The organism is Pseudoduganella chitinolytica (assembly GCF_029028125.1).
GTDB lineage: Bacteria > Pseudomonadota > Gammaproteobacteria > Burkholderiales > Burkholderiaceae_D > Rugamonas > Rugamonas chitinolytica.
In genome coordinates this window covers 3638387-3661454 of sequence record NZ_CP119083.1, presented here as the reverse complement: position 1 = coordinate 3661454, position 23068 = coordinate 3638387, and the positions used below count along the sequence as shown (strand labels likewise).

The following is a 23068-nucleotide window of genomic DNA, read 5'->3' as shown; positions in this document are numbered from 1 at the left end:
ACCCCATGCAAGTCCCCGCCAAGCCACCGAAACTTTCCGCGCCCATCGACGTCGACCGCGTGCGCCAGCTGTTTTCCCGTCCCGCGCGCGTGCAGGATGGCGACTTCCTGCGGCGCGAGATCGCCCACCGCATGTACGAGCGGCTGCAACTGGTGCGCCTGGCACCCCAGCGCGTGCTGGACGCCGGCTGCGGCAGTGGGGCCGACCTGGCGTTGCTGCACAAGGCCTACGCCGCCACGCAGGTGATCGGCATCGACGCGTCCGAGGCGATGCTGCGCTCGCTGCCGGGCCAGCCGGGCCGGCAGTCGGCGCTGAACCAGCTGCTGGGCAAGCTGCTGCCGGCGAAAAGCGGCATCGACTTGCTGTGCGGCGACTTCGCCGACCTGCCGCTGGGCCCGAATACCGTCGACCTGGTGTGGTCCAACCTGGCGCTGCACTGGCATCCGCAACCGGACCGCGTGTTTGCCGAGTGGCGCCGGGTGCTGCGGGTGGACGGCCTGCTGATGTTCTCCTGCTTCGGCCCGGACACGTTCCAGGAAGTACGCGCGGCATTCGCCGACGTCGATCTTGCACCGCACACCTTGCCGTTTGTCGACATGCACGATTTCGGCGACCAGCTCGTCGAAGCAGGGTTCGCCACCCCGGTGATGGACATGGAAAAGCTGACGGTGACCTACGACAGCGCCGCCAAGCTGCTGGCGGACGTGCGCGCGCTGGGCGGCAATCCCCTGACGACGGCCCGCAAGGGCCTGCTGGGCCGGGGCGCCCACGCCCAATTGCTGGCGGGACTGGAGAAAGGGCGCCGCGCGGACGGCAAACTGGCGCTGACATTCGAGGTCATCTACGGCCACGCCTTCCGGCCTGCCGCCCGCATGACGAAGGACGGCGAAGCCATCATTCGTTTCGACCCTTCGCGACGCGGGCGATAACACGTTTTTGCCGGCATCACAATGGCGCGCTGCAGCAATGCACAGGGCGGTGGAAACACAGCCACACGCTTGATATGGCTAAGTAATAATGCTTATAATCCTTGACTAATTTGGCTACATTTTTCCATCCGGATACACGAAAATCCGGCACGAAAAAGTGTCCGAATACAGCAAGGCATCAATAGTCAGCGTCATCGGTGATATTGTGTCTGCCGGTGGCATTGTCAAGGTTCAGCCGGGCATTTTCCGTCTGTAACTGTTTGGTGTATTACGCACAACGACGACCCACCGGCAACCGGCAGGTCGTCGCAGTGAAAAATTTTTCTTATATCTTGGGTGGTTTGGGGAAAACATGAAACTTGCGAAGCGACTTGAATCGTCGATGCTTGGGCTGGCCGCGACAGTGGCCGCCTCCCTGGCCGGAACACCGGCATGGGCACAACAGAGCGCATCGACGGCAACCGGTACGTACCAAGCAGCCACGGGCGGCACCGGCGGCCCGACGCCACACCAGCTGGACCTCCAGCCCGCCGCCACGCAGATCGCTTCCGAAATCTACAGCCTGCACAACTGGATGATGATCGTCTGCCTGGTCATCTTCGTGGCCGTGTTCGGCGTGATGTTCTACTCCATCTTCAAGCACCGCAAGTCGGTGGGCCACAAGGCCGCCACCTTCCACGAATCGACCGCCGTCGAAATCGCCTGGACCGTCGTGCCGTTCCTGATCGTCATCGGCATGGCGCTGCCGGCCACCCGCACCGTCGTCGGCATGAAGGATACGTCGAATGCCGACATCACCATCAAGGCCACCGGCATGCAGTGGAAGTGGGGCTACGATTACCTGAACGGCGAAGGCGAGGGCATCTCGTTCGTCTCCAACCTGGCCACGCCACGCGCGCAGATCGGCGCGCCCGGCGTCGAGGCGACGGAAAAGCGCGGCGAGAACTACCTGATGGAAGTGGACAACGAAGTCGTCGTCCCCGTCCACAAGAAGATCCGTATCGTCACCACCGCCAACGACGTCATCCACGCCTGGATGATCCCCGCATTCGGCGTCAAGCAGGATGCCATCCCGGGCTTCGTGCGCGATACGTGGTTCAAATCCGAGCACACGGGCGTCTTCCGCGGCAACTGCGCGGAGCTGTGCGGCAAGGAACATGCGTTCATGCCGATCGTCGTGCGCGTCGTCACCGCCGACGAGTACACGGCCTGGGTCGACAAGAAGAAAAAGGAAATGGCCGCGCTGGCGGACGATCCGAACAAGACCTGGACCATCGACGAACTGAAGACCAAGGGCGAGAAAGTATACGCCGCCAACTGCGCCGTCTGCCACCAGGCCAACGGCAAGGGCGTGCCGAACGCGTTCGCTCCGCTGGACGGCTCGGAAGTCGTCAACGGTCCCAAGGCGCCGCAGATCGACGTGCTCCTGCACGGCAAGAAGAGCGGCAACTATCCGGCCGAGATGCCGGGCTGGAAGCAGCTGTCGGACACCGACATCGCCGCCGTGATCACCTACACCCGCAACAACTGGTCGAACAAGCCAGAGCAGAACATCGTCCAACCGGCCGAAATTGTGGCAGCACGTAAGTAACAGGAGCTTCATCATGAGCACAACTACTATCGATCACGCACACGGGCACGATCACGACCACGACCACGATCACGCCCACGACCATCCGACCGGTCTGCGGCGCTGGCTGTTCGCCACCAACCACAAGGACATCGGTACGTTGTACCTGTGGTTCTCGTTCATCATGCTGCTCTCGGGCGGTGTGCTGGCGCTGATGATCCGCACGGAGCTGTTCCAGCCGGGCCTGCAGTTCTTCCAGCCGGAGTTCTTCAACCAGCTGACGACGATGCACGGCCTCGTGATGGTGTTCGGCGCGATCATGCCGGCCTTCGTCGGCTTCGCCAACTGGATGATCCCGTTGCAGGTGGGCGCCTCCGACATGGCGTTCGCGCGCATGAACAACTTCTCGTTCTGGCTGCTGCCGCCCGCGGCGCTGCTGCTGGCCGGCTCGTTCTTCGCACCGGGTGGCGCCACCGCGGCCGGCTGGACGCTGTACGCGCCGCTGTCCACCCAGATGGGCCCGGGCATGGACATGGCCATCTTCGCCATGCACATCATGGGTGCCTCGTCGATCATGGGCTCGATCAACATCATCGTCACGATCCTGAACATGCGCGCGCCCGGCATGACCTTGATGAAGATGCCGATGTTCTGCTGGACCTGGCTGATCACCGCCTACCTGCTGATCGCCGTGATGCCCGTGCTGGCCGGCGCCATCACGATGACCCTGACCGACCGCCACTTCGGCACGTCGTTCTTCAACGCGGCCGGCGGCGGTGATCCCGTGATGTACCAGCACATCTTCTGGTTCTTCGGCCACCCCGAGGTCTACATCATGATCCTGCCGGCCTTCGGCATCGTCTCGCAGATCATTCCCGCGTTCGCCCGCAAGCCGCTGTTCGGCTATGCGTCGATGGTGTATGCCACCGCGTCGATCGCGATCCTGTCGTTCATCGTCTGGGCCCACCACATGTTCACCACCGGCATGCCGGTGACGTCGCAGCTGTTCTTCATGTACGCGACGATGCTGATCGCCGTGCCGACGGGCGTGAAGGTGTTCAACTGGATCGCCACGATGTGGAAAGGCTCGATGACGTTCGAGACGCCGATGCTGTTTGCCGTCGGCTTCATCTTCGTGTTCACGATGGGCGGCTTCACGGGCCTGATCCTGGCCGTCACCCCGATCGACATCCAGGTGCACGACACCTACTACGTGGTGGCGCACTTCCACTACGTGCTGGTGGCGGGTTCGCTGTTCGCGCTGTTCGCCGGCTTCTACTACTGGGGACCGAAGTGGACCGGCCACATGTACCCTGAGCTGCGCGGCAAGATCCACTTCTGGGCTTCGCTGATCACGTTCAACATCACGTTCTTCCCGATGCACTTCCTGGGCCTGGCCGGCATGCCGCGCCGCTATGCCGACTACCCGACCCAGTTCACCGACTTCAACGCGATCGTGTCGATCGGCGCGTTCGGTTTCGGCCTGTCGCAGGTGTACTTCCTGTTCTTCGTCGTGCTGCCGACGATCCGCGGTGGCCAGAAGGCGGCCGACAAGCCATGGGAAGGCGCCGAAGGCCTGGAGTGGACCGTGCCGTCGCCGGCACCGTTCCATACGTTCGAGACGCCGCCGCTGGTGAAGTGATGGCGCCGGCGGGCCGGTCCTGGTGCCGGCCCGCGTTCCGATGTTCGCAGTCGTGTAGATGGGAAGCCGCATGTCAGGTCAGAACAAGCAGCACAAGCCGAACAACCTGCGCCTGGCGCTGATCCTCGGGTCGATCGCGCTGGTGTTTTTCCTTGCCGTGATCGTCAAGCGGATCTGGCTGAGTTGAGCGAAGCGTGAGCAAAGCATGAGCGAAGAGCGCGAATCGAACCGGAAGATGCTGGGCAAGCTGGTCGTCGTGGCCGTCATGATGTTCGGCTTCGGCTACGCGCTGATCCCCGTCTACCGGCACCTGTGCGAAGTCCTGGGCATCAACGTGCTGACGCAGAAGGACGGCACGGTGGCGCCGCCGCAGAACACGCAGGTGGACCTGAGCCGCAGCATCGTGGTGGAGCTGGACAGCAACGTGCAGGGCACGCTGCGCTTCCGGCCCACCGAGCGCCGCGTGACGGTGCATCCGGGCGAAATGAAGACGGTCGTGTACGAGGTCGTCAACGCCCAGGCGCGGCCCGTGACGGCGCAGGCGATCCCCAGCTACGCACCGCAAAGCGCGACGCCGCATTTCAAGAAAGTGGAATGCTTCTGCTTCCAGCAGCAGACCTTGCAGGCCAACGAAGCAAAGCAGATGCCGGTCATGTTCTACCTGGACCCGGCGCTGCCGAAGGAAGTCAAGACCATCACGCTGTCGTATACGTTCATCGAGATCGCGGGGCTGGACAAGACGGCGGCGGCGGGGACGTCACAGGGCGGAACAAAGGTCGTGCAATGAGCGGGAACGATGGCAAGCCGTCGTTCTGGTATTCGCTGAAGGCGGTGCTGTGGTCGTTCGTCGGCCTGCGCCGCAAGAGCGACTTCGACAAGGACGGGGTGAAACTGAACCCGTTCCACGTGATCGTGGCGGGCCTGCTGGCCGCCGCGGTGTTCATCGGTATATTGGTAACGGTCGTCAAATTGGTGGTTTCATAAGAGTTCACGAGGAGATGAGTATGAGTTCGAATAACGCGACGGCGCCGCATTACTTCGTGCCGGGGCCGTCCCGCTGGCCGATGCTGGCCGGGATCTCGATGCTGGTCACGATGGTCGGTGCCTCCGCCTGGGTCAACGACGCGGCGTGGGGCCGTCTCGTGTGCCTGGCCGGCATCGTGGCGATGGTCGCGGTGCTGTTCGGCTGGTTCGGCGACGCCATCCGCGAGTCCGAGGGCGGGCTGTACAGCAAGCGCATCGACTACTCGTACCGCTGGTCGATGGGGTGGTTCATCTTCTCCGAAGTGATGTTCTTCGGCGCCTTCTTCGGCGCGCTGTTCTATGCCCGCGCGATCACGATGCCGTGGCTGGGCGACCTGGACAACAAGATCCTGTGGCCGGATTATTCGCCGCAATGGGGGAACGCCGGCCCGGCAGGCGTCGTCGACACGTTCAATACGATGGGACCGTTCCCGATCCCCACGATCAACACGGCACTGCTGCTGCTGTCCGGCGTGACGTTGACCATTTCCCACCACGCCCTGCAGGCGGGCAAGCGTTCGAAGACGATCTTCTGGCTGGCCGCGACGATCCTGCTGGGCGCGGTCTTCATGGGCTTCCAGGTCTACGAATACATGCACGCCTACAGCGACCTGAACCTGAAGCTGACGTCCGGCATCTACGGCTCCACGTTCTTCATGCTGACGGGCTTCCACGGCTTCCACGTGACGATGGGCGCCATCATGCTGGCCGTCGTGCTGTTCCGCCTGATGAAGGGCCACTTCACGGCCGAGCACCACTTCGGGTTCGAGGGCGCGGCCTGGTACTGGCACTTCGTCGACGTGGTGTGGCTGGGACTTTATGTCATAGTCTACTGGCTGTAAGGCGGCGCTATAATCGGCGCGCTCCCAATGCAGAGGCCGCAGCGGGCAACCGCTGCGGCTTTTTGTTTGGCTGGAAAAACGGTGACAGTCACCCTTTTTCACCCAAGGGCGAGATCCGGGGTCAGACCCGGCGGGTCCGATCCCGGCTCCTGGTCCTGGGGTTGGGAAAACGGTGACTGTCACCCTTTTTCAGCGCAGGCCCGTGGGCTGGATGTAGCCCAGTTGGTTGGCGACGAGGATCAGCACGAACAGCAGCACCGAGAAGCCGACGCGCAGCGCCAGGGCGCGCACCGTGCGCTTGCTGCCGCCGCGGTCGCGCATCAGGTAGAACAGCGCCGAACCGAGGCTGCCGATGATCAGGATGAAGGCGATGGCGACGAGGATTTTCATGTGGCTGCGCGAAAGGAAGTAGGGTTTCATTCTAATGCGTATTGCGTTTCGCTTTAAAGCGGTGCCGTTCGTTGCCACCGTCGTGCTGGTGGCGCTGGGCATCGCGCTGGGCCAGTGGCAGACCCGCCGCGCCGAAGAGAAGCTGGCGCTGCAATCCAGGCTGGCCGCCGCCGGCGCACAGGCGCCGCTGCGGCTCGAGGCCACGGCACCGACACTGGCGCAGGCAGAGTGGCGCCGGGTTGCCGTCAGCGGCACCTTTGTCGCGCAGTGGCCGGTGTACCTGGACAATCGCCCGCACGGCGGCCAGGCCGGCTTCTACGTGCTGATGCCACTGCGGATCGACGGCAGCGACCGCCACGTGCTGGTGCTGCGCGGCTGGTTGCCGGTCGACGCGGCGCGGCGCCAGCACATCCGCCCGTATGCGACGCCGCCCGGACGCGTGACGATCGAAGGCATCGCCCGGCGCGACGCGGGCCAGGTGCTGCAGCTGGGCGATGCGGTGCCCCCGGCGCCGGGCGCCATCGTGCAGAATGCGGACGTGGCGCAGGTCGCCGCGGCCAGTGGGCTGCGCCTGATGCCGTTCGTGCTGCAGCAGACGTCAAGCGGTACCGACAGCCTGGTGCGCGACTGGCCCGCGCCCGAACTGGGCGTCGACAAGCACCGCGGCTATGCGTTCCAGTGGTATGCGCTGGCGCTGACCGCGTTCCTGTTCTTTGTTATTACCGGAATCCTCAGTGGACGAAAACAAAACCCATGATCGCCAGCGCGCCCGCGGCCGCTGGAAGCTGTTCGCCGTATTGCTGGTGTGCGCGTCGCCGCTGCTGGCATCGTATTTCACGTACTACGTCGTCAAGCCGACGGGGCGCACCAACTACGGCACTTTGATCGACCCGCGCGCCCACCCGATCCCGCCGATGGCCAGCCGCACGCTGGCGCAACAGCCCACCACGCTGGACGCCTACAAGGGCAAGTGGATCATGCTGAAGGTGGGCGGCTCCGATTGCGCCCAGGCCTGCCAGGACCAGCTGTTTACGATGCGCCAGCTGCGCACGATGCAGGGCAAGGAGATGCACCGGATCGAACGAGTGTGGCTGATCACGGATGATGAGCCGCTGGAGACCATGCTGCTGCGCGTGAACGACGGCACCCGCATGCTGCGCGCGCCCAAGGATGTCGTGACGCGGTGGCTGCCGGTGGAGCCGGGCGGCGACGCGGCCGAGCATATCTACCTGATCGACCCGCTGGGCAACCTGATGATGCGCTTCCCGAAGAACCCCGATCCGACCAGGATGAAAAAGGACATCGCCAAGCTGCTCAAGGCTTCGGCGATCGGCTGAGGGATCGACCATGCACCACACCACCCTGGCCCAGATGGCCATCACGGCCCTCATCGTCGCGCTGCTGCCGCTGTCGATCGCCTGGATCTCGAAGGATGCCAGCAGGTACCGCAAGCTGGTCTGGATCGGCGTGTTCCTGACGTTCGACCTGATCGTGTTCGGCGCGTTTACCCGGCTGACGGACTCCGGCCTGGGCTGCCCGGACTGGCCGGGCTGCTACGGCCTGGCCAACCCGTTCCTGGCGCACGAGGAGATCCGCGCCGCCGAGGCGCTGCAGCCCACCGGGCCCGTGACGATGGTCAAGGCCTGGATCGAGATGATCCACCGCTACCTGGCCATGGCGATCGGCATCCTGATCGTCGCGATGATGGCGGTCGCCTGGTATCGCTGGAAGAAGGGGCGCCAGGCCGCCTACCGGCCCGGCTATCCGACGTTCCTGTTCTTCTTCGTCTGCCTGCAGGGTGCCTTCGGCGCATGGACGGTGACCCTGAAGCTGCAGCCCGTGATCGTCACGATGCACCTGCTGCTGGGCATGGGACTGCTGGCGCTGCTGACGTGGTACGGCGGCCGCCAGGACCAGCTGCTGCGTCCCGCCAGCGCCGTGGTGCCGCCCGCGCGGCTGGTGCCGGTGCGCCGGCTGGCGCTGGCCTCAAGCGCCGTATTGCTGGTGCAGCTGTTCCTGGGCGGCTGGGTCAGCACCAACTACGCGACCCTGGCCTGCACCGAGTTCCCCCTGTGCGGCGGCAAGCTGGTGCCGGAGATGGACTTCGAGCACGGCTTCCACCTGTGGCGCGAGCTGGGCAAGACGGCGGCCGGCCACTACCTGCCGTTTTCCGCGCTGACGGCCATCCACTGGGTGCACCGCAATTTCGCCTCCGTGGTGGTGCTGGTGCTGGGCTGGACGGTCGTGCGGGCCTGGCCCATCGCGCCGTTGCGGCCCCTGGCGCGCGCCATCGCGGCCGTGCTGGCGCTGCAGGCGCTGACGGGCGTGGCGACGATCTACCTGAACTATCCGCTGCTGCTGGCGGTACTGCATAACGCCGGGGCGGCAGCCCTGGTGCTGCTCCTGACCATGCTAAACTACCGGGCTAAGTTTCTCCACGACGCCCCCGCCGCACACCGATGACAACCCGCACCGCCGCCTCGAAGCAGAACCCCCGCATCGCCCAGTATTGGGCGCTGACGAAACCGCGCGTCACGCAGCTGGCGGTGTTCTGCGCCGTGATCGGGATGTTCCTCGCCACCGACGGCCTGCCGGACTGGCGCGTCGTCGTCGCGGCCACGATCGGCATCTGGCTGCTGGCTGGCGCCGCGTTCGCCGTCAACTGCCTGGCCGAGCGCGAGATCGACGCGCGCATGGCCCGCACGGCGCGCCGGCCGATGGCGCTGGGCGACATCACCGTGGGCCAGACCGTCGTGTTCTCGGCCGTCATCGGCGGCGCCGGCATGTGGATCCTCTACACGCTGGTCAATCCGTTGACGATGTGGCTGACCTTCATCACGTTCGTCGGCTATGCCGTCATCTACACGATGATCCTGAAGCCGGCCACGCCGCAGAACATCGTCATCGGCGGCCTGTCCGGCGCGATGCCGCCCGCGCTGGGCTGGGCCGCCGTGGCCAACGAGGTGCCGATGCAGGCGTGGCTGCTGGTCTTGATCATCTTCCTGTGGACGCCGCCGCACTTCTGGGCGCTGGCCATGTACCGCCGCGACGACTACGCCAAGTCGGGCCTGCCGATGCTGCCAGTCACTCACGGCATGCCGTTCACGCAGTTCCACGTGTTCCTGTATTCGATCGCACTGGCCGCCACCACCTTGCTGCCGTTCGCCGTGCGCATGAGCGGCGCGATCTACCTCGCCAGCGCGGTCGTGCTCGATGCCATCTTCCTGTGGTACGGCTGGCAGATCTACAAGCACTACACGGACCTGATCGCCCGCAAGGCCTTCACGTATTCCATCGTCTACCTGTCGCTGCTGTTCGTGGCGCTGCTGGTGGACCATTACATCCCGCTCTGACCATGAAAAAACTGTTTGCCGCGCTGCTGATGCTGTGTGCGATCGTCGCCTGTTCCGAGAAGCGTCCCGCGTTCACCAACACCGATATCACGGGCCTGGACTACGCCAAGGGGTTCTCGCTGAAGGACCACACGGGCAAGCCGGTGACGCTGGAGACGTACAAGGGCAAGGTCGTGGTGGTCTTCTTCGGGTTCACCCAGTGCCCGGACGTGTGCCCGACCACGATGTCGGAAATGGCCGCCGTGATGAAGGCGCTGGGCCCGCAATCGGACCAGGTGCAGGTGCTGTTCATCACGCTCGATCCGGAACGCGACACGCCGGCACTGCTGGCGCAATACGCGCCGGCATTCGACAAGCGCTTCGTCGGCCTGCATGGCACGCCGGCCGAGATCGCGACGACGGCCAAGGAGTTCAAGGTGTTCTACCAGAAGGTGCCGGGCAAGACGCCGGACACGTACACGATCGACCATACTGCCGGCAGCTACGTGTTCGACAAGCAGGGCAAGGTGCGGCTGTTCCTGCGCCATAACCAGGGGCCGGCGCCGATCGTGCATGATCTGAAGCTGCTGCTGGATTGAGGGAGCCCCAGGGCCCCTGTCTCAGGGTCTCCGACCCTGCGACAGGGGCCTGTCCCCGGTGTTCATGCCCGCCGCCACCTGCCGTCGCGTCCCGCCGATCGCCGGCATCCGGTTCAATCGCTCCCTGATCCACCCGTGCACGCGTGCCTGTGTCAGCCGTGCCATCGCGGTGGGGAAGCGGATGAAGCCGTGTGGCGCTTCCGGCAGCAGGTGCAGCTCGACGTCGGCCACCGCGCGCCAGCGGTTGGCCATGCCGGTAGTATCGTCGCGCAGCGGGTCCAGCGCGCCGGCAATCAGCAACGCCGGCGGCAATCCTTCCAGTTCTCCATACAGCGGCGACAGCGGCGGCCGGCGCCGGGCGGCATCGTCCAGGTCCGGCGTCAACAGGCGCAGGCCGGCGACGATGCGGGGGCCGTCCAATACCAGCGTTTCCGCGTCCGCCTGCTGCACGCTGGACGTGCCGGCCAGGTCGTACACGCCGTAGTACAGCGCCGCGCCGTGCACGCGCCGCAGCAGTGCCGGTTCGTCGCGCAGGCGCAGCAGGGTGGCCGCCGCCAGGTGGGCGCCGGCCGACTCGCCGATCACGATCACGGGCAAGTGGCCGCAGCCGGGCAGGCCGTCCTCCAGCAGCCAGCGCGCGGCGGCCAGGCAGTCGTCCAGCTGCGCCTGCAGCGGCGCTTGCGTCGCCAGGCGATAATCCACCGACACCACCGCCACGTGGCAGGCCTCCACCAGCGCGGCGTTGAGGCGGTCGTCCATGCGCGCGTTGCCGATCACCCAGCCGCCGCCATGGAACTGCAGCACGACGCCGCGTACGGCACCGGCGGGGCGCAGGATGCGCAGCGGCACGCGCACGCCGTTTGCCGCCGGCGCCACGTCCGTCTCGACGCGGATGCCGGCGCGGGCCAGCTTGCGGTCGGCCCCCAGCTGGGACAGCCGCAGCAGGGCCTGCAGCAGGCGTGGTGTTACGCGGTTGCGAACGCGGAAGCGGGGCAGCCGTGCCAGCCGGCGGTTGAATTGCCGGGCGTCTTCCAGTGTTGCCTCGTCGAGCGGTATGGGCGTCATCGTATGGGTTCCGAATTCTGATCTTGCAAATGTGCAAGGGAGATATCATCTCCCAACAATCAGATGCTACACATGAACGGGATTTTGCATGGAAAAGCGTTTTCAACCGTACAGCCGCCTTGCGGCCATCGTCTTCCTGGTAATCGGTTGCCTGTGGGTGCTGCGACCGTTCCTGGCGGCGATCCTGTTCGCCTGCGCGATCACGATTTCCAGCTGGCCCCTCTACCTGCGCCTGATGGCGCGCCTGGGCGGCCGACGCACGCTGGCGGCCAGCATCATGACCGTTTCCCTGGTCCTCCTGATCATCCTGCCGCTGGCGCTCGTGACGTGGAACGTCGCCGACAACGCCGGTGCGTTCTATCGCGGCCTGCGCGATGCGTTGCAGGCCGGCCACCTGGCGCCGCCGGACTGGTTGCGCCAGGTGCCGCTCGTGGGCGAAATGGCCGACAACTACCTGCGTGGCCTGATCGGCAGCCGCGAGCAACTGGTGGCGCTGGCGAAAAAATACATGGAGCCCGCGCGCCACCTGCTGCTGGGCGGTGGCCTGGTGCTGGGCAGCGGGGTGGCCCAGGTCAGCCTGGCGGCCTTCGTCAGCTTCTTCCTGTACCGCGACGGCCCCACGCTGCTGCGCGCGCTGGCGGTAGGCATGGAAAAGATCATGGGCGAGCATGCGGCCGGCGTGGCCGACACGGTCAGCCGCACGGTGCGCGGCGTCATGTACGGCCTGTTGGGGACCGCGCTGGCGCAGGCGGCGGTGGCTGCCGCCGGCTTCCTGATCGCCGGCGTGCCGGCCGTCGCGCTGCTGGCGGTGGCGACGTTCCTGTTCTCGTTGGTGCCCGTCGGACCGCCGCTGGTCTGGGGCGGCGCCGCCATCTGGCTGTTCAACCAGGGCAGCACGGGCTGGGGCATCTTCATGCTGGTGTGGGGCGTGGTCCTGATCAGCGGCGTGGACAACGTCGTCAAGCCGATGCTGATCAGCCGCGGCTCCAGCCTGCCGTTCCTGCTCGTGCTGCTGGGCGTGATGGGCGGCGTCATCGCCTTCGGCTTCGTGGGACTGTTCATCGGCCCCACGTTGCTGGCCGTGGCCCTGGGCTTGCTGCGCAACTGGACCGGCGTGCAGCCGGTCGTGGCGCCGCCTAGTCGATCAGCGTCTTGACCAGCAGGCGCCCGTCCGGCATGCGGCTTTCCTGGCGCACCATCAGCTGCGTGGCGCGGGCGAACCAGAACTTCGACACGGTGCCGGGCTGGTTGTAGTCCGTCGTGACCACCCAGCAGTCGACCGGGCCGGCCGGTCCCGCGATGGCTTCGCTGCCGGCCACGCGGAACGTGTAGCGTGCCGGTGCGGCCGGGCCGCCCGGGTGGTACAGCACCAGCTGCGCTTCATACCCCTCGGCCAGCGGCAACGCCTGCAGCAGCTCCATGTCCGCCTCGAAGTTGAAGGCCGGTTCGGGCGACGCGATGGCCAGGGCCTTCTGCGTATTGCCAGGCAGGTCGGGCAGGCCCGTCACCTTGTCGGGGGCGAACGCGAACCCTTCCACCGTCTTCCTGCCGTCCTTTTGCGTGATGCGGGTGTGCGACAGCGGACGCAGGGTGCCCGCCTCGAACGACGAGTCGAGCCACTTGACGGAAGGGGACTTGCCGACGGCATCCCAGCGCTGGCGGATCGTGACGCGCTTGCCCTCGAAGCGGATGTCGCGCTGCCAGATGTCGAGCGGGGTATTGCTGTCGGCGGCCTGCAGGTAGCGCAGGTAGCGGTGGCTGCCTTCCTTCAGCAGGTGGAAGCGCGGCAGCGGCGTGCCGGCCGCCACGTACTGGGGCGCGGCGTGGGCCGCGCCCGCCAGCAGGACGGCGGCAAGGGTGGAGCAGAACAGGCGGGTTGCGCGCATCGTGGTCCTTGGTCGAATATGCGGGAAGCGCACATTAGACCACAGCGCACGTCAGTCGTGGTCGGCGTTGTCCTCGGGCGCCAGGCGCGGGATGACCTTGACCAGCAGGATGCGGGGCCCGTTCATCTTCTTGACGACGAGGTCGAAACGGTTGAAGCTGACGCGCTGGCCCTGTTTCGGGATGTCGCCCAGCTTCAGCATGATCAGGCCACCCACCGACTCCACCTCGTCCAGGCCCAGTTCCTCGTTCTCGATGTCGATGCCCAGCGTGCGTTCCAGCGAGAAGATCGGCAGGCTGGCCTTGCCGATCAATGCGCCGTCCGGCTGCTTCAGCCAGTCGTTCTCGTTCAGGCGGAATTCGTCGTGGATCTCGCCGACCATGGCGCCCAGCAGGTTGTCCAGCGTCAGGAAGCCCACGGGACGCTTGCCCTTTTCGCCGATCAGCGCGAAGTGCGGCGCGCCTTCGCGGAAGCGGCGGAACAGGTCGATCGCCTTGGTGCGCGCGGAGATCGTCTCGACGGGACGCAGGAACGACGTGAACGACGTGATCGGCTTGCCCGACTGCTGCGCGAAGAACAGGTCCTTCAGGTGGACGACCCCCAGCACGGTGATGCCGTCCTCGTCGAAGTACGGATAGCGCGAGAAGCGGTTGCGCAGCACGGTCTGCAGGTTTTCCTCCAGCGGCCGGGTGGCGTACAGCGCGATCACCTCGTTGATGGGGCGCATCAGGTCGGACACGCGCAGCTCCGAGAAGTCCAGCGAGTGCGCCAGGATGTTGCGCTCGTCCTTGTCGAACTGTTCGCCCGGCTTGCTGGTGCGCAGAATGAGCTTCAACTCTTCCGTCGAATAATGGGCATCGTGGCCGCCGGTGCCCTGCAGGCCCGCCACCCTGAGCACCATGTTGGCGCTGTGGTTGAGCACCCAGATGGCCGGGTACATCAGCCAGTAGAACGCGTACAGCGGCACGGCGCTCCACAGGCCGACCACTTCGGGGATGCGGATCGCCAGCGACTTCGGGGCGAGTTCGCCCACGACGATGTGCAGGAAGGAGATGGTCACGAACGCGAAGATGAAGGCGATCGTGTGGATGATTTCCTGCGACTGGATGCCGATGGCGCCCAGCAGGGGTTCCAGCAGGCCGGCAAAGGCGGGTTCGCCGATCCAGCCCAGGCCCAGCGATGCCAGCGTGATGCCCAGCTGGCAGGCGGACAGGTAGGCGTCCAGCTGGCCGTGCACCTTTTCCAGGATGCGGCCCTTCAGGCCCTGTGTCTTGGCGATGGCGCGCACGCGCGTGCGCCGCAGGGTGACGATGCCGAATTCGGCCGCCACGAAGAAACCGTTGAGTGCTACGAGAAGGAAGGCCAGCAGGACAAGCAAAAGATTGTGCATATAACGCACTGAAGCGGGTAGTGGAAAGCATCATCTTAGCCGACCCGGGCTGGGGGTAGCGCAAATTTCAAGATTTCGCCAGGGAAACCTCCGCTGGGGACTGTCCCCGCAGGGGACTGTCCCCGAAGTTCCGCAGCGTCCAGGCGGACCGCGCATAGCCTCGATGGATCGACCAACACTTCAGGGTCAGTCCCTTGGCAGGGACAGACCCTATGCCGCAAACAACCCCGACTGCGCAGTAAGAATCGCCTCCACCGCCGGATGCCGGATGCGCCGCTCGCTCGACAGCGCATAGAACTGCTCGCGCAGCCCCGTGGCCGCGCCGACCGGCACCGCATTGAACTGGCCGCGGATGTCCGCCTCCAGGCCGGCGGGGGCGAAGAACAGCCCCAGGCCGTCGCGTGCGAACGTGTTGAGCATCGCGTTGTCCTCGAACTCGCCCACGATGTCCGGCCGCACGTCCTGCTGCAGCAGCCATTCGTCGATGCGGCCGCGCAGCGCGTTGTTGCGGGTCGGCAGCAGCAGCGGGGCGCCATTCAGGCCGCGCGGGAAGTTGCGCCCGTGCCGGCGTGCCAGCGCCGGCGCACCGAACAGCATCATCTCGCTTTCGCCCAGCAGGTGGCTGAACACACGCAGGCTGGCCGACGCCCGCACCGTGCGGTCGGTCAGCACCACATCGAGCTTGTGCAGCGCCAGGTCGGCCAGCAGGTCCTCGAACTCGCGCTCCACGCACACCAGCTTGACGGGCGCCTGCATGCCGAAGGCCGCCTGCAGCAGGCGGTAGGCGATCAGTTTGGGCAGCGAGTCCGAGATGCCCACCGTCAGGCGCACGCGCCCGTTGTCCGCCTCGTTCAGGGCCTCCTGCATGCGGTCGCCCAGCTCGAAGATCTGCTCGGCATAAGTGAGGGCCACACGGCCGGCATCGGTGGGCACGAGGCGGCGGCCCTGCTGCATCAGCAGCGACTTGCCCAGCGATTGTTCCAGCGCGGTCAGTTGCGTGCTGACGGTCTGGATGGCGAGGCCGAGGCGCTCGGCGGCGCGCGTGACGCTGCCCTCGGCAGCGACGACACGGAAGAAATACAGGTGGCGGAAGTTGATGCCGGAGGTCTTCATGGCTGAGCTGACGTTTCTGTTTTTACGAAGTGAGGCTCTGATTATCTTCTATTTTTCAAATAGGGTGCGGTCTATACAATGCACTGCATTGATCAACAACAAAGGAAAAAACGATGAAGCACTTCAGGATTTCATTCCTGGTCTCCTTCGTCTGTCTTGCGGTGGCTGCCTGGTGGGGCTACGAGAAGGGCGGCTTGACGGGAGCACTATCGGCATTGGGTATCGCGGTCATTCTGAGCGTGATGGAAGTTTCGCTGTCGTTCGACAACGCGGTGGTGAACGCCTCCGTGCTGAAGACGTGGGATGCGTTCTGGCAGAAATTGTTCCTGGGCATCGGCATCATCATCGCCGTGTTCGGCATGCGCCTGCTGTTCCCGCTGGTGATCGTTGCCGTGGCGGCGGACATCGGCCTGACGGACGTGTGGACGCTGGCATTGAACAACCCCGACGAATATTCGCGTCACCTGACGAATCACCACGCCGAAGTGGCGGCATTCGGCGGCATGTTCCTGCTGCTGGTGTTCCTGAACTTCCTGCTCGACCATGAGAAGGAAATGCACTGGCTGGGCAACGTCGAGAAGAAACTGGGTTCGCTGGGCAAGGTCTCGTCGATCTCCGTGATGGTGGCGCTGGGCGTGCTGCTGGGCAGCCTGAGCCTGGTGGAAGAAGCGCAGAAATTCGTGGTGCTGGTGTCTGGCCTGTGGGGTGTGCTGATCTACGTCGGTGTCGATGCGATCTCGAACTACCTCGAGAAGGAAGAGGAAGGCGGCACGAACGTCGGCGACATGGTCAAGAAGGGCGGTATCGGCGGCTTCCTGTACCTGGAAGTGCTGGATGCTTCGTTCAGCTTCGACGGCGTGATCGGCGCGTTCGCCATCACCAAGGACGTCGTGATCATCATGCTGGGCCTGGCGATCGGTGCGATGTTCGTGCGTTCGATGACGGTCTACCTGGTGCACAAGGGCACGCTCGACCAGTACGTCTACCTGGAGCACGGTGCGCACTACGCCATCGGTATCCTGGCCGTGATCATGTTGGCGAGCATGAAGTTCCACATCCCGGAGATCTTCACGGGCCTGATCGGCGTCGCCTTCATCGTCGCCTCGCTGTGGTCTTCGGTACGGTATCGCAAGCAGCAGGCCGCGATGGTCGCGGCCTGACGGCAAGCAGGGTGGGGCCGCGGCCCCGCCCGTAAAGAATGCGCGGCACGCTCATGACACCAGCCTGTCGCGTCTGCAAGTGGGTGTCTCTTTAACCAAACTAAGGGAGTAATCAATCATGGCAATCAGTCTGCAAAAAGGCGGTAACGTCAACCTGAGCAAGGAAGCACCTGGCCTGTCCCAACTGACGGTCGGCCTGGGCTGGGATGCCCGCAGCAGCGATGGCGCGGCATTCGACATCGACAGCTCGGCCTTCCTGCTGAAAGTGGACGGCAAGGTCCGCAACGACCTGGACTTCATCTTCTACAACAACCTGAAATCGGCCGACGGTTCCGTGCAGCACTCGGGCGACAACCGCACCGGTGCCGGCGACGGCGACGACGAAACGGTCCGCCTGGACCTGTCCAAGGTGCCGGCCGACGTCGACCGCATCGCGTTCTGCGTGACGATCCACGAAGCGGAAAGCCGCCGCCAGAACTTCGGCCAGGTGCAGAAGGCCTTCATCCGCTGCGTGAATGGCGGCACGAACCAGGAAATCGCCCGCTACGACCTGTCCGAGGACAGCTCGACGGAAACCTCGATGGTATTCGGCGAGGTGTACCGCAATGGCGCCGACTGGAAGTTCAAGGCCGTCGGCCAGGGCTACAAGGGCGGCCTGGGCGCGCTGGCTTCGTCGTTCGGCGTGTCGGTGTAAGCATGCCGACCTTTACCGTCACGGGGGACGTCGATCCCTTCCTGCACGTCTCGATGCGCCACGGCGAAAAGATCTACTGCGAGTCGAACGCGATGGTGATGATGGAGGCCGCGCTGGAACTGAAGGGACGCATGCAGGGCGGCCTGGGCGCGGCACTGATGCGCACCTTCGCCAACGGCGAGTCGTTCTTCCAGCAGCACATCGAGGCGGTGAAGGGCGACGGCGACTGCCTGCTGTCCCCGACCTTGCCCGGCGCGATGCAGGTGGTCGACGTGGGCCAGCGCCAGTACATGCTGAGCGACGGCGCGTTCGTCGCGGCCACGTCGGGCGTGGACCTGAAGGTGCGCACCCAGAACGTCGGCAACGCGCTGTTCGGCCAGAGCGGCGGTTTCTTCATCACGGAAACCACTGGCAGCGGCCAGCTGGTGGTGTCGGGCTTCGGTTCGATGTCGCAGCTGGAAGTGAAGCCGGGCCAGGACATCGTCATCGACAATGCCCACGTGGTCTGCTGGGACAGCGCGCTGCGCTACGACATCTCGGTGGCCACGAGCCAGAGCGGCGGCTTCCTGGGCAACCTGGTCAACAGCGTGACGAGCGGTGAAGGAATGGTGCTGCGCTTCTCGGGCAGCGGCAAGGTGCTGGTCTGCTCGCGCAATCGCGAAACGTTCGTTGCATGGCTCAACAAGAGCCGGCAGCAATAAATAAAGGAGTACCACATGTCTGTGAATTTATCGAAGGGCCAGAAGATCTCTCTGGACAAGGAAGCCGGCAGCACGCTGACCCGCGTGGTGATGGGCCTGGGCTGGGATGCCGTCAAGAGCAAGGGCTTCCTGGGCTTCGGCGCGAAAAGCGCCGACATCGACCTGGACGCGTCGTGCATCGTGTTCGATGACGCCAACAAGCCAATGGACGTGGTCTGGTTCCGCCAGCTCAAGAGCCGCGACGGCAGCATCTCGCACTCCGGCGACAACCGCACCGGTGCCGGCGACGGCGACGACGAGCAGGTCACCGTCAACCTGCAGCAAGTGCCTGCCAACGTGAAGAGCATCGTGTTTACGGTGAACAGCTTCACGGGCCAGAGCTTCGCGCAGGTGGAAAACGCCTACTGCCGCCTGATCAATGCCGCCGACGGCAAGGAAGTGGCGCGCTTCAACCTGTCCGTGCAAGGCCAGCACAGCGCCCAGCTGATGGCCAAGCTGTACCGCCACAACGGCGAATGGAAGATGCACGCAATCGGCGAGAACGGTACCGGCCGTACGTTCGACGAACTGATGCCGCAAATCGCGCCCCACCTGTAAAACACGCCGCCGCCGCGTACCGGCGCGGCGGCCATGAGTTGTTGTAGTAAAGCGTTGCTGTAGTAAAGCGTTTCACCAGCGCCTGCCCCATGGCGCGCTTCCCTTTGCGGTGGACCAGGTAACTGGCCACCGCTTTTTTTTGGTTCTTCTCTGCCGCGGATGAAAACCGGGGTCAGTCCCAAAAAGCGGGACAGACCCCAGGCCTCGATGCCGGCGGTTTGCCTCCGTATTTGCGGTATGCTGCCGCACCATGAAACTCCTGCACGCCCTCATCCTCCTCGCCGCCTTCCTCTGCATCGTCTGGGGACCGGCCGTCGTCATCGCCCGCCGGCTGCGTCGGCGTGGCGACGACAGCGCCATGCGTGCGCTGCGCTTCGTGCTGCCGGCCCAGCTGATCGTCGTACTGTGCCTGGCGGTCGGGGCCGAGCTGCTGGAAGCCGCCAACCCGGCCGCATTGCTGGTGGTCGTGGTCGCGGCCACCAGTGCGCTGGGGGCACTGGCGCTCATGCTGGTGGCCGCGTGGCGACGCATGCGCCGGCGCTGAACCGCCGCAGCGATCAGCGCGACACGGAGGCTTGCGCGCTGGCGTTGCCGCCGGCCTGCGCCTGCACCGACGGTGCCTGGGCTGCCTGGGCCGCCCCTACCACGCCGGCACCGGCGCTGCCGGCCGCCTGCGCGCTGCCGCGTGCAGTCGATGCCGCCATCGCCGCAGATCCCGCCGCGTAGTCGCGCGTGGCCACGGCCTGTGCGCGCGCGCCGTCGCGTACCGGCGCCGCCATCGCGGCGCCGCCCGCCAGTGCGCCGGCACCCGCACCCCGCACCGCGCCGGCCAGGGCGCCACCGTCGATCGATGCCGCCGCCGCACCCTGGCCGCTGCCGTTGCCGCCACCGGTCGCCGCCGGTGCGGCAGGCGTGCCTGCTGCCGGGGTGGCGCCCGGGCTGGCGGCCTGCGTCCGTGCAGGCGCGGATGCGATACCGAGGTTGCCGGCCAGGTCGCCCTGCTTGCTCAAGGTGCCGGCGAATGGCCGCGGCGCAGGCGTGGGTGCCACGTTCGCGGCCGATGGCGTGGGCTGGGCCGTCGCGGCAGGCATGGGCGCCGCCGTGCCGGTGAGCGCGCCCGTCAACGTGCCGCTGCCGCTGCCGCTGGCCCCGCGGCTGGTGGTGCTCGAAGGCGCCAGGCGGCCGATGCTGCCGCGCTCGGTGACCATGTCGATGCCGCCGCGGCCGGCAAAGCTGCCGCTGCCGGACATCATGCCGCCCAGCGAGGCGCCGCCCAGCGGAGCGCCGCGACCGAGCAATTGCGCATGGGCGGAAGCGGCGATGCCGAGGGACAGGACGAGGGCGACGTGACGGGCGATGGTTTTGGTTTGCATGATGGATTCTCCTGTAGATGGCGCGGCGAAGTGCGCTGCCGTTACAGTGAAAACGCCGGGCGTGCGGCATTTAATCCATCGACATCGAAATTTTTTTTCAGCGCAGGCGAGCCGGGTCGACGCGCAGGCCGGCGCCAACGATGCCATGCCCGATCGCCTCGCGTTCCGGCACCGGACCGGGCACCGCCTGGCGCGCCAGTTGCGCGACGGCGGCACGGGCGCTGGCGCCGTCCGGATGCGCCAGGTGCGGTGCCAGCAGGGCGGCGACCAGTGGCGCCGCGAACGACGTGCCGCGCACCTGCCGGTAGGGTGGGGCGCCGGGTGCCGCGCTGACCATCTGGCTGCCGGGGGCCGCGAACATCACTTGCGGCCCCCGCGCCGCTTCCGGCAGCGGGCGGCCGTTGCGATCGACCGCGCTGACGCCCACGACACCCGGATAGCTGGCCGGGTACAGCGGCGGCGCGGCCGGGCCGTCGTTGCCGACGGCAGCCACCAGCAAGTGGCCGCGCCCGACCATCGCGGCAACGACGCGGCGCAGCGTTTCGTTGGCGGGGCCCACCAGGCTGAGATTGATGACGCCGACGCGTTCCCGCGCCAGCCACGCCAGCGCCGCCCCGATCTGCTCGGCCGAGCCACCGGTGGGGCTGTCGCAATAGATGTCGGCGGCGTACAGCGGCGTGTCCGGCGCGCCGCCGCGAAAGCGCTCGGCCTGGCCCACCAGCAGGGCGGCGACGGCCGTGCCGTGGGTGTGGGGGCGAGCGGCACCGCTGCAGCCCCAGCGTTTTATGCTGGCACCGGCCAGCGCGGCATGGCTGGTATCGACGCCGCTGTCGACCAGGCCGACAGCGGCACCGCTGGCCGGCATGGCGGCGGGCATGCCGGCCGCCATGCCGGAGCCGCTGTACAGGTGATTGAAGTCGTAGCTGCCGTCCGGATCGGCCGCGCGCAACGCCGCCAGCAGCGCGGCGGTGGAGGCGCCGGGCGGTACCGCCAGCACGACGATGCTCTGGTCCAGTTCTTCCAGGCGCTGTTCGCGCAGGACCTTCAGGCCCAGCGCGGCGGCGCGCGCCAGTCCTTCAGCGGACGGCGAAGAGGCAAGGATCTCGTGCCGTACCGCGGGCTGGCCACCAGGATCGGCTTCCACCACGTCGGCATGGCGGCGCAGCAGTTGCGCGACCTGTTCCAGCCGCAGGCCCGTCAGGTCGCCGGGAATCCTCGTGTCGAGCAGCCGCGCGGCCGGACGCCGCACCAGCTCCGGGTCGAGTCCCTGCGGCAGCGGCAGGGGCATCGGCAGATTCGGCGACGGCAGGCGCAACTGGGCGTGGGCGCCGGCGCTGGCGCCACACAGCAGCAGCGTGGCGATGCGCACGGCAGACAACAGGCGGAAGGAGCTCATGGGCGGATGATAAACTGCTTTGCTTCCCGGGACGAGTTCCAGGATTTATTTTGATGGGTGGGGAATAAACGCGGCTGCGCCGGCGTTTACCCAGTACTGGACGCACGATGAGCCTCGATACCGACATTGCCGACCTGCTGCCGCGCATGCGCCGCTTTGCCCGCGCGCTGACCTACCACCGCGAGGATGCGGATGACCTGGTGCAGGTCGCCGTCGAGCGCGCGCTGGTGCGCCAGCAGCAGTGGGAACCCGGCACGCGGCTGGACAGCTGGATCTTCCGCATTATCAAAAACGCCTGGGTCGACGAGGTGCGCAGCCGCATGCGGCGCGACCGCATGTTCGCGCCGGCGGAAGAGGGCGAGACGGTGGGCGACGACTCGGCCGCCGCGCACCAGCAGCGCCTCGCCATCCAGAAGGCGATCGGCCTGCTGTCGGAGGACCATCGCCTCGTGGTGGCGCTGGTGCTGGTCGACGGCATGCCGTACAAGGAAGCGGCCGAGGTACTGGAGATCCCCATGGGAACGCTGACCAGCCGGCTGGCGCGCGCACGGGAAGCATTGCAGCAGTTGTTGTCCGATCAGGCGAAGGTGATGAAATGACGTTTTCCGATGAAGTATTGATGGCCTATGCGGACGGCGAACTGGCCGGCCCCGAGCGCGCCGCCGTCGAACGGGCGATGCGCGACGACCCGGCGGTGGCGCAGGCCGTCGCGCGTCATCGCCAATTGCGCGGCGACGTGTTCGCGGCGTTTGCCGATGTGCTGGACGAACCGGTGCCGGCCCCGCTGCGGCAGGCCGCCGCCCCGGCAGTGGTGGCCCTGGACGCCGCCCGCGTCGCGCGCAAGGCGCGGCAGGAGCAGGTGGGGCAGGAACGGGCGCAGCAAGAGCAGGCACGGCGTGGCGGCTGGTGGCAATGGGGCGGCATGGCCGCGTCGCTGGCGGTCGGCGTGCTGGCGGGTATCGGCGGCTGGCAGGTGGCGCACCAGGACAGCACGTCCGCCACCGTGGCGGCGACAAGCCAGGGCATGCTGGCGCAGGGTGCGTTGGCACAGGCCCTGTCGCACCAGCTGGCCGGCAGCGGCCAGGTCGATACCGCGGTCGGCATCGGCGTCACTTTCCAGGGCAAGGATGGGCGCTACTGCCGCAGCTTCACGCTGGCCGCGGCAGCCGGGCTGGCGTGCCGCGAGGGCAATGGCTGGCGCGTCGCGGTACTGCAGGAACAGGCGCCGGCAGCACCGTCGGCCTACCGCCAGGCCGCGGCGGCCGTGCCGCCCGCGGTGCTGGACGCGATCGACGAGCGCATCGCTGGCGCGGCGCTCGATGCGGCCGCCGAGCGGGCGGCGCAGCAGCGCGGCTGGCGCTGACGGC

27 protein-coding genes are annotated in these 23068 nt (G+C 66.3%); 20 read left to right on the top strand and 7 right to left on the bottom strand.

From position 1 onward, the window contains the following. Positions 1–5 precede the first annotated feature (5 nt). The 7 genes from PX653_RS16120 (at position 6) to PX653_RS16090 (ending at position 6006) form a co-directional block, all read left to right on the top strand. Positions 6–929, top strand: coding sequence for a methyltransferase domain-containing protein (locus PX653_RS16120; RefSeq protein WP_277413785.1), 924 nt, complete (start codon positions 6–8; stop codon positions 927–929). 352 nt (positions 930–1281) lie between these two features. Then, complete coding sequence (gene coxB / locus PX653_RS16115; protein WP_277413784.1) at positions 1282–2520, top strand: cytochrome c oxidase subunit II; 1239 nt, start codon at positions 1282–1284, stop codon at positions 2518–2520. Between the two features lie 13 nt (positions 2521–2533). Continuing rightward, a complete protein-coding gene (gene ctaD, locus PX653_RS16110) occupies positions 2534–4141 on the top strand; it encodes a cytochrome c oxidase subunit I (protein ID WP_277413783.1) in 1608 nt (535 codons plus the stop codon). 70 nt (positions 4142–4211) lie between these two features. After that, positions 4212–4328 (top strand): cytochrome oxidase small assembly protein, encoded by a 117-nt coding sequence (locus PX653_RS16105; RefSeq protein WP_277413782.1) that lies wholly within the window; start codon positions 4212–4214, stop codon positions 4326–4328. 18 nt (positions 4329–4346) lie between these two features. Next, a complete protein-coding gene (locus tag PX653_RS16100) occupies positions 4347–4928 on the top strand; it encodes a cytochrome c oxidase assembly protein (protein ID WP_277413781.1) in 582 nt (193 codons plus the stop codon). Then, entirely contained in the window at positions 4925–5125 is a 201-nt protein-coding gene (locus PX653_RS16095; protein ID WP_277413780.1) for a DUF2970 domain-containing protein, read from the top strand. Before PX653_RS16100 ends, PX653_RS16095 begins: the two co-directional genes overlap by 4 nt. 20 nt (positions 5126–5145) lie before the next feature. After that, entirely contained in the window at positions 5146–6006 is an 861-nt protein-coding gene (locus PX653_RS16090; protein WP_277413779.1) for a cytochrome c oxidase subunit 3, read from the top strand. A 189-nt stretch (positions 6007–6195) separates the two neighbouring features. On the opposite strand, the gene PX653_RS16085 is transcribed toward PX653_RS16090, so the two are convergent. Next, complete coding sequence (locus tag PX653_RS16085) at positions 6196–6396, bottom strand: twin transmembrane helix small protein (RefSeq protein ID WP_277413778.1); 201 nt, start codon at positions 6394–6396, stop codon at positions 6196–6198. 34 nt (positions 6397–6430) lie between these two features. Between PX653_RS16085 and PX653_RS16080 the strand changes: the two genes are divergently transcribed. The 5 genes from PX653_RS16080 to PX653_RS16060 are packed head-to-tail and all read left to right on the top strand — an operon-like array spanning position 6431 to position 10327. Further along, positions 6431–7153 carry an SURF1 family protein gene (locus PX653_RS16080; RefSeq protein ID WP_277413777.1) on the top strand — a complete coding sequence of 241 codons (723 nt, stop codon included), beginning with the start codon at positions 6431–6433 and terminating at the stop codon, positions 7151–7153. Then, the gene (locus PX653_RS16075; RefSeq protein ID WP_277413776.1) at positions 7131–7733 is read left to right on the top strand and encodes an SCO family protein; all 603 of its coding nucleotides are present in this window, start codon (positions 7131–7133) and stop codon (positions 7731–7733) included. The genes PX653_RS16080 and PX653_RS16075 overlap by 23 nt, the downstream gene beginning before the upstream one ends. A 10-nt stretch (positions 7734–7743) precedes the next feature. Beyond that, a complete protein-coding gene (locus tag PX653_RS16070; protein WP_277413775.1) occupies positions 7744–8859 on the top strand; it encodes a COX15/CtaA family protein in 1116 nt (371 codons plus the stop codon). After that, a complete protein-coding gene (cyoE, locus tag PX653_RS16065) occupies positions 8856–9749 on the top strand; it encodes a heme o synthase (protein WP_277413774.1) in 894 nt (297 codons plus the stop codon). The genes PX653_RS16070 and cyoE overlap by 4 nt, the downstream gene beginning before the upstream one ends. 2 nt (positions 9750–9751) lie before the next feature. Next, positions 9752–10327 carry an SCO family protein gene (locus PX653_RS16060; protein ID WP_277413773.1) on the top strand — a complete coding sequence of 192 codons (576 nt, stop codon included), beginning with the start codon at positions 9752–9754 and terminating at the stop codon, positions 10325–10327. A 21-nt stretch (positions 10328–10348) separates the two neighbouring features. Here PX653_RS16060 and PX653_RS16055 read toward each other — a convergent pair whose 3' ends face one another. Continuing rightward, positions 10349–11392: an alpha/beta hydrolase gene (locus PX653_RS16055; RefSeq protein ID WP_277413772.1), complete on the bottom strand. Its 1044-nt coding sequence runs from the start codon at positions 11390–11392 to the stop codon at positions 10349–10351. Positions 11393–11480: 88 nt separating this feature from the next. Here PX653_RS16055 and PX653_RS16050 point away from each other — a divergent pair, with 88 nt between their 5' ends. Then, positions 11481–12548 carry an AI-2E family transporter gene (locus PX653_RS16050; RefSeq protein WP_277413771.1) on the top strand — a complete coding sequence of 356 codons (1068 nt, stop codon included), beginning with the start codon at positions 11481–11483 and terminating at the stop codon, positions 12546–12548. Here PX653_RS16050 and PX653_RS16045 read toward each other — a convergent pair. The 3 genes from PX653_RS16045 to PX653_RS16035 all read right to left on the bottom strand — a co-directional run bounded on the left by PX653_RS16045 (position 12529) and on the right by PX653_RS16035 (position 15780). Further along, complete coding sequence (locus tag PX653_RS16045; RefSeq protein WP_277413770.1) at positions 12529–13278, bottom strand: DUF3108 domain-containing protein; 750 nt, start codon at positions 13276–13278, stop codon at positions 12529–12531. The two genes, PX653_RS16050 and PX653_RS16045, sit on opposite strands and share 20 nt — an antisense overlap. A gap of 51 nt (positions 13279–13329) precedes the next feature. Next, on the bottom strand, positions 13330–14667 hold the full coding sequence (locus PX653_RS16040; protein ID WP_277413769.1) for a hemolysin family protein: 1338 nt from the start codon (positions 14665–14667) through the stop codon (positions 13330–13332). A gap of 210 nt (positions 14668–14877) precedes the next feature. After that, positions 14878–15780, bottom strand: a complete 903-nt coding sequence (locus tag PX653_RS16035) for a LysR family transcriptional regulator (protein ID WP_277413768.1) — start codon at positions 15778–15780, stop codon at positions 14878–14880. A 113-nt stretch (positions 15781–15893) separates the two neighbouring features. On the opposite strand from PX653_RS16035, the gene PX653_RS16030 reads away from it, so the two are divergent. The 5 genes from PX653_RS16030 to PX653_RS16010 all read left to right on the top strand — a co-directional run bounded on the left by PX653_RS16030 (position 15894) and on the right by PX653_RS16010 (position 19476). Further along, positions 15894–16940, top strand: a complete 1047-nt coding sequence (locus PX653_RS16030; protein WP_277413767.1) for a DUF475 domain-containing protein — start codon at positions 15894–15896, stop codon at positions 16938–16940. 118 nt (positions 16941–17058) lie between these two features. Next, on the top strand, positions 17059–17634 hold the full coding sequence (locus PX653_RS16025) for a TerD family protein (RefSeq protein WP_277413766.1): 576 nt from the start codon (positions 17059–17061) through the stop codon (positions 17632–17634). 2 nt (positions 17635–17636) lie between these two features. Continuing rightward, positions 17637–18335, top strand: coding sequence for a TIGR00266 family protein (locus tag PX653_RS16020; RefSeq protein WP_277413765.1), 699 nt, complete (start codon positions 17637–17639; stop codon positions 18333–18335). A 15-nt stretch (positions 18336–18350) separates the two neighbouring features. Continuing rightward, positions 18351–18932, top strand: a complete 582-nt coding sequence (locus PX653_RS16015) for a TerD family protein (protein WP_277413764.1) — start codon at positions 18351–18353, stop codon at positions 18930–18932. Between the two features lie 250 nt (positions 18933–19182). Further along, entirely contained in the window at positions 19183–19476 is a 294-nt protein-coding gene (locus PX653_RS16010; protein ID WP_277413763.1) for a hypothetical protein, read from the top strand. A 13-nt stretch (positions 19477–19489) separates the two neighbouring features. Here the strand turns inward: PX653_RS16010 and PX653_RS16005 are convergent, their stop codons facing one another. Together PX653_RS16005 and PX653_RS16000 are read right to left on the bottom strand one after the other, a co-directional pair. Continuing rightward, the gene (locus PX653_RS16005; protein WP_277413762.1) at positions 19490–20305 is read right to left on the bottom strand and encodes a hypothetical protein; all 816 of its coding nucleotides are present in this window, start codon (positions 20303–20305) and stop codon (positions 19490–19492) included. A 97-nt stretch (positions 20306–20402) separates the two neighbouring features. Continuing rightward, complete coding sequence (locus PX653_RS16000; protein ID WP_277413761.1) at positions 20403–21701, bottom strand: S8 family serine peptidase; 1299 nt, start codon at positions 21699–21701, stop codon at positions 20403–20405. 107 nt (positions 21702–21808) lie between these two features. Here PX653_RS16000 and PX653_RS15995 point away from each other — a divergent pair, with 107 nt between their 5' ends. Both PX653_RS15995 and PX653_RS15990 read left to right on the top strand, forming a co-directional pair. Next, a complete protein-coding gene (locus PX653_RS15995) occupies positions 21809–22300 on the top strand; it encodes an RNA polymerase sigma factor (RefSeq protein WP_277413760.1) in 492 nt (163 codons plus the stop codon). Next, complete coding sequence (locus PX653_RS15990; protein ID WP_277413759.1) at positions 22297–23064, top strand: anti-sigma factor family protein; 768 nt, start codon at positions 22297–22299, stop codon at positions 23062–23064. The genes PX653_RS15995 and PX653_RS15990 overlap by 4 nt, the downstream gene beginning before the upstream one ends. Positions 23065–23068 lie beyond the last annotated feature (4 nt).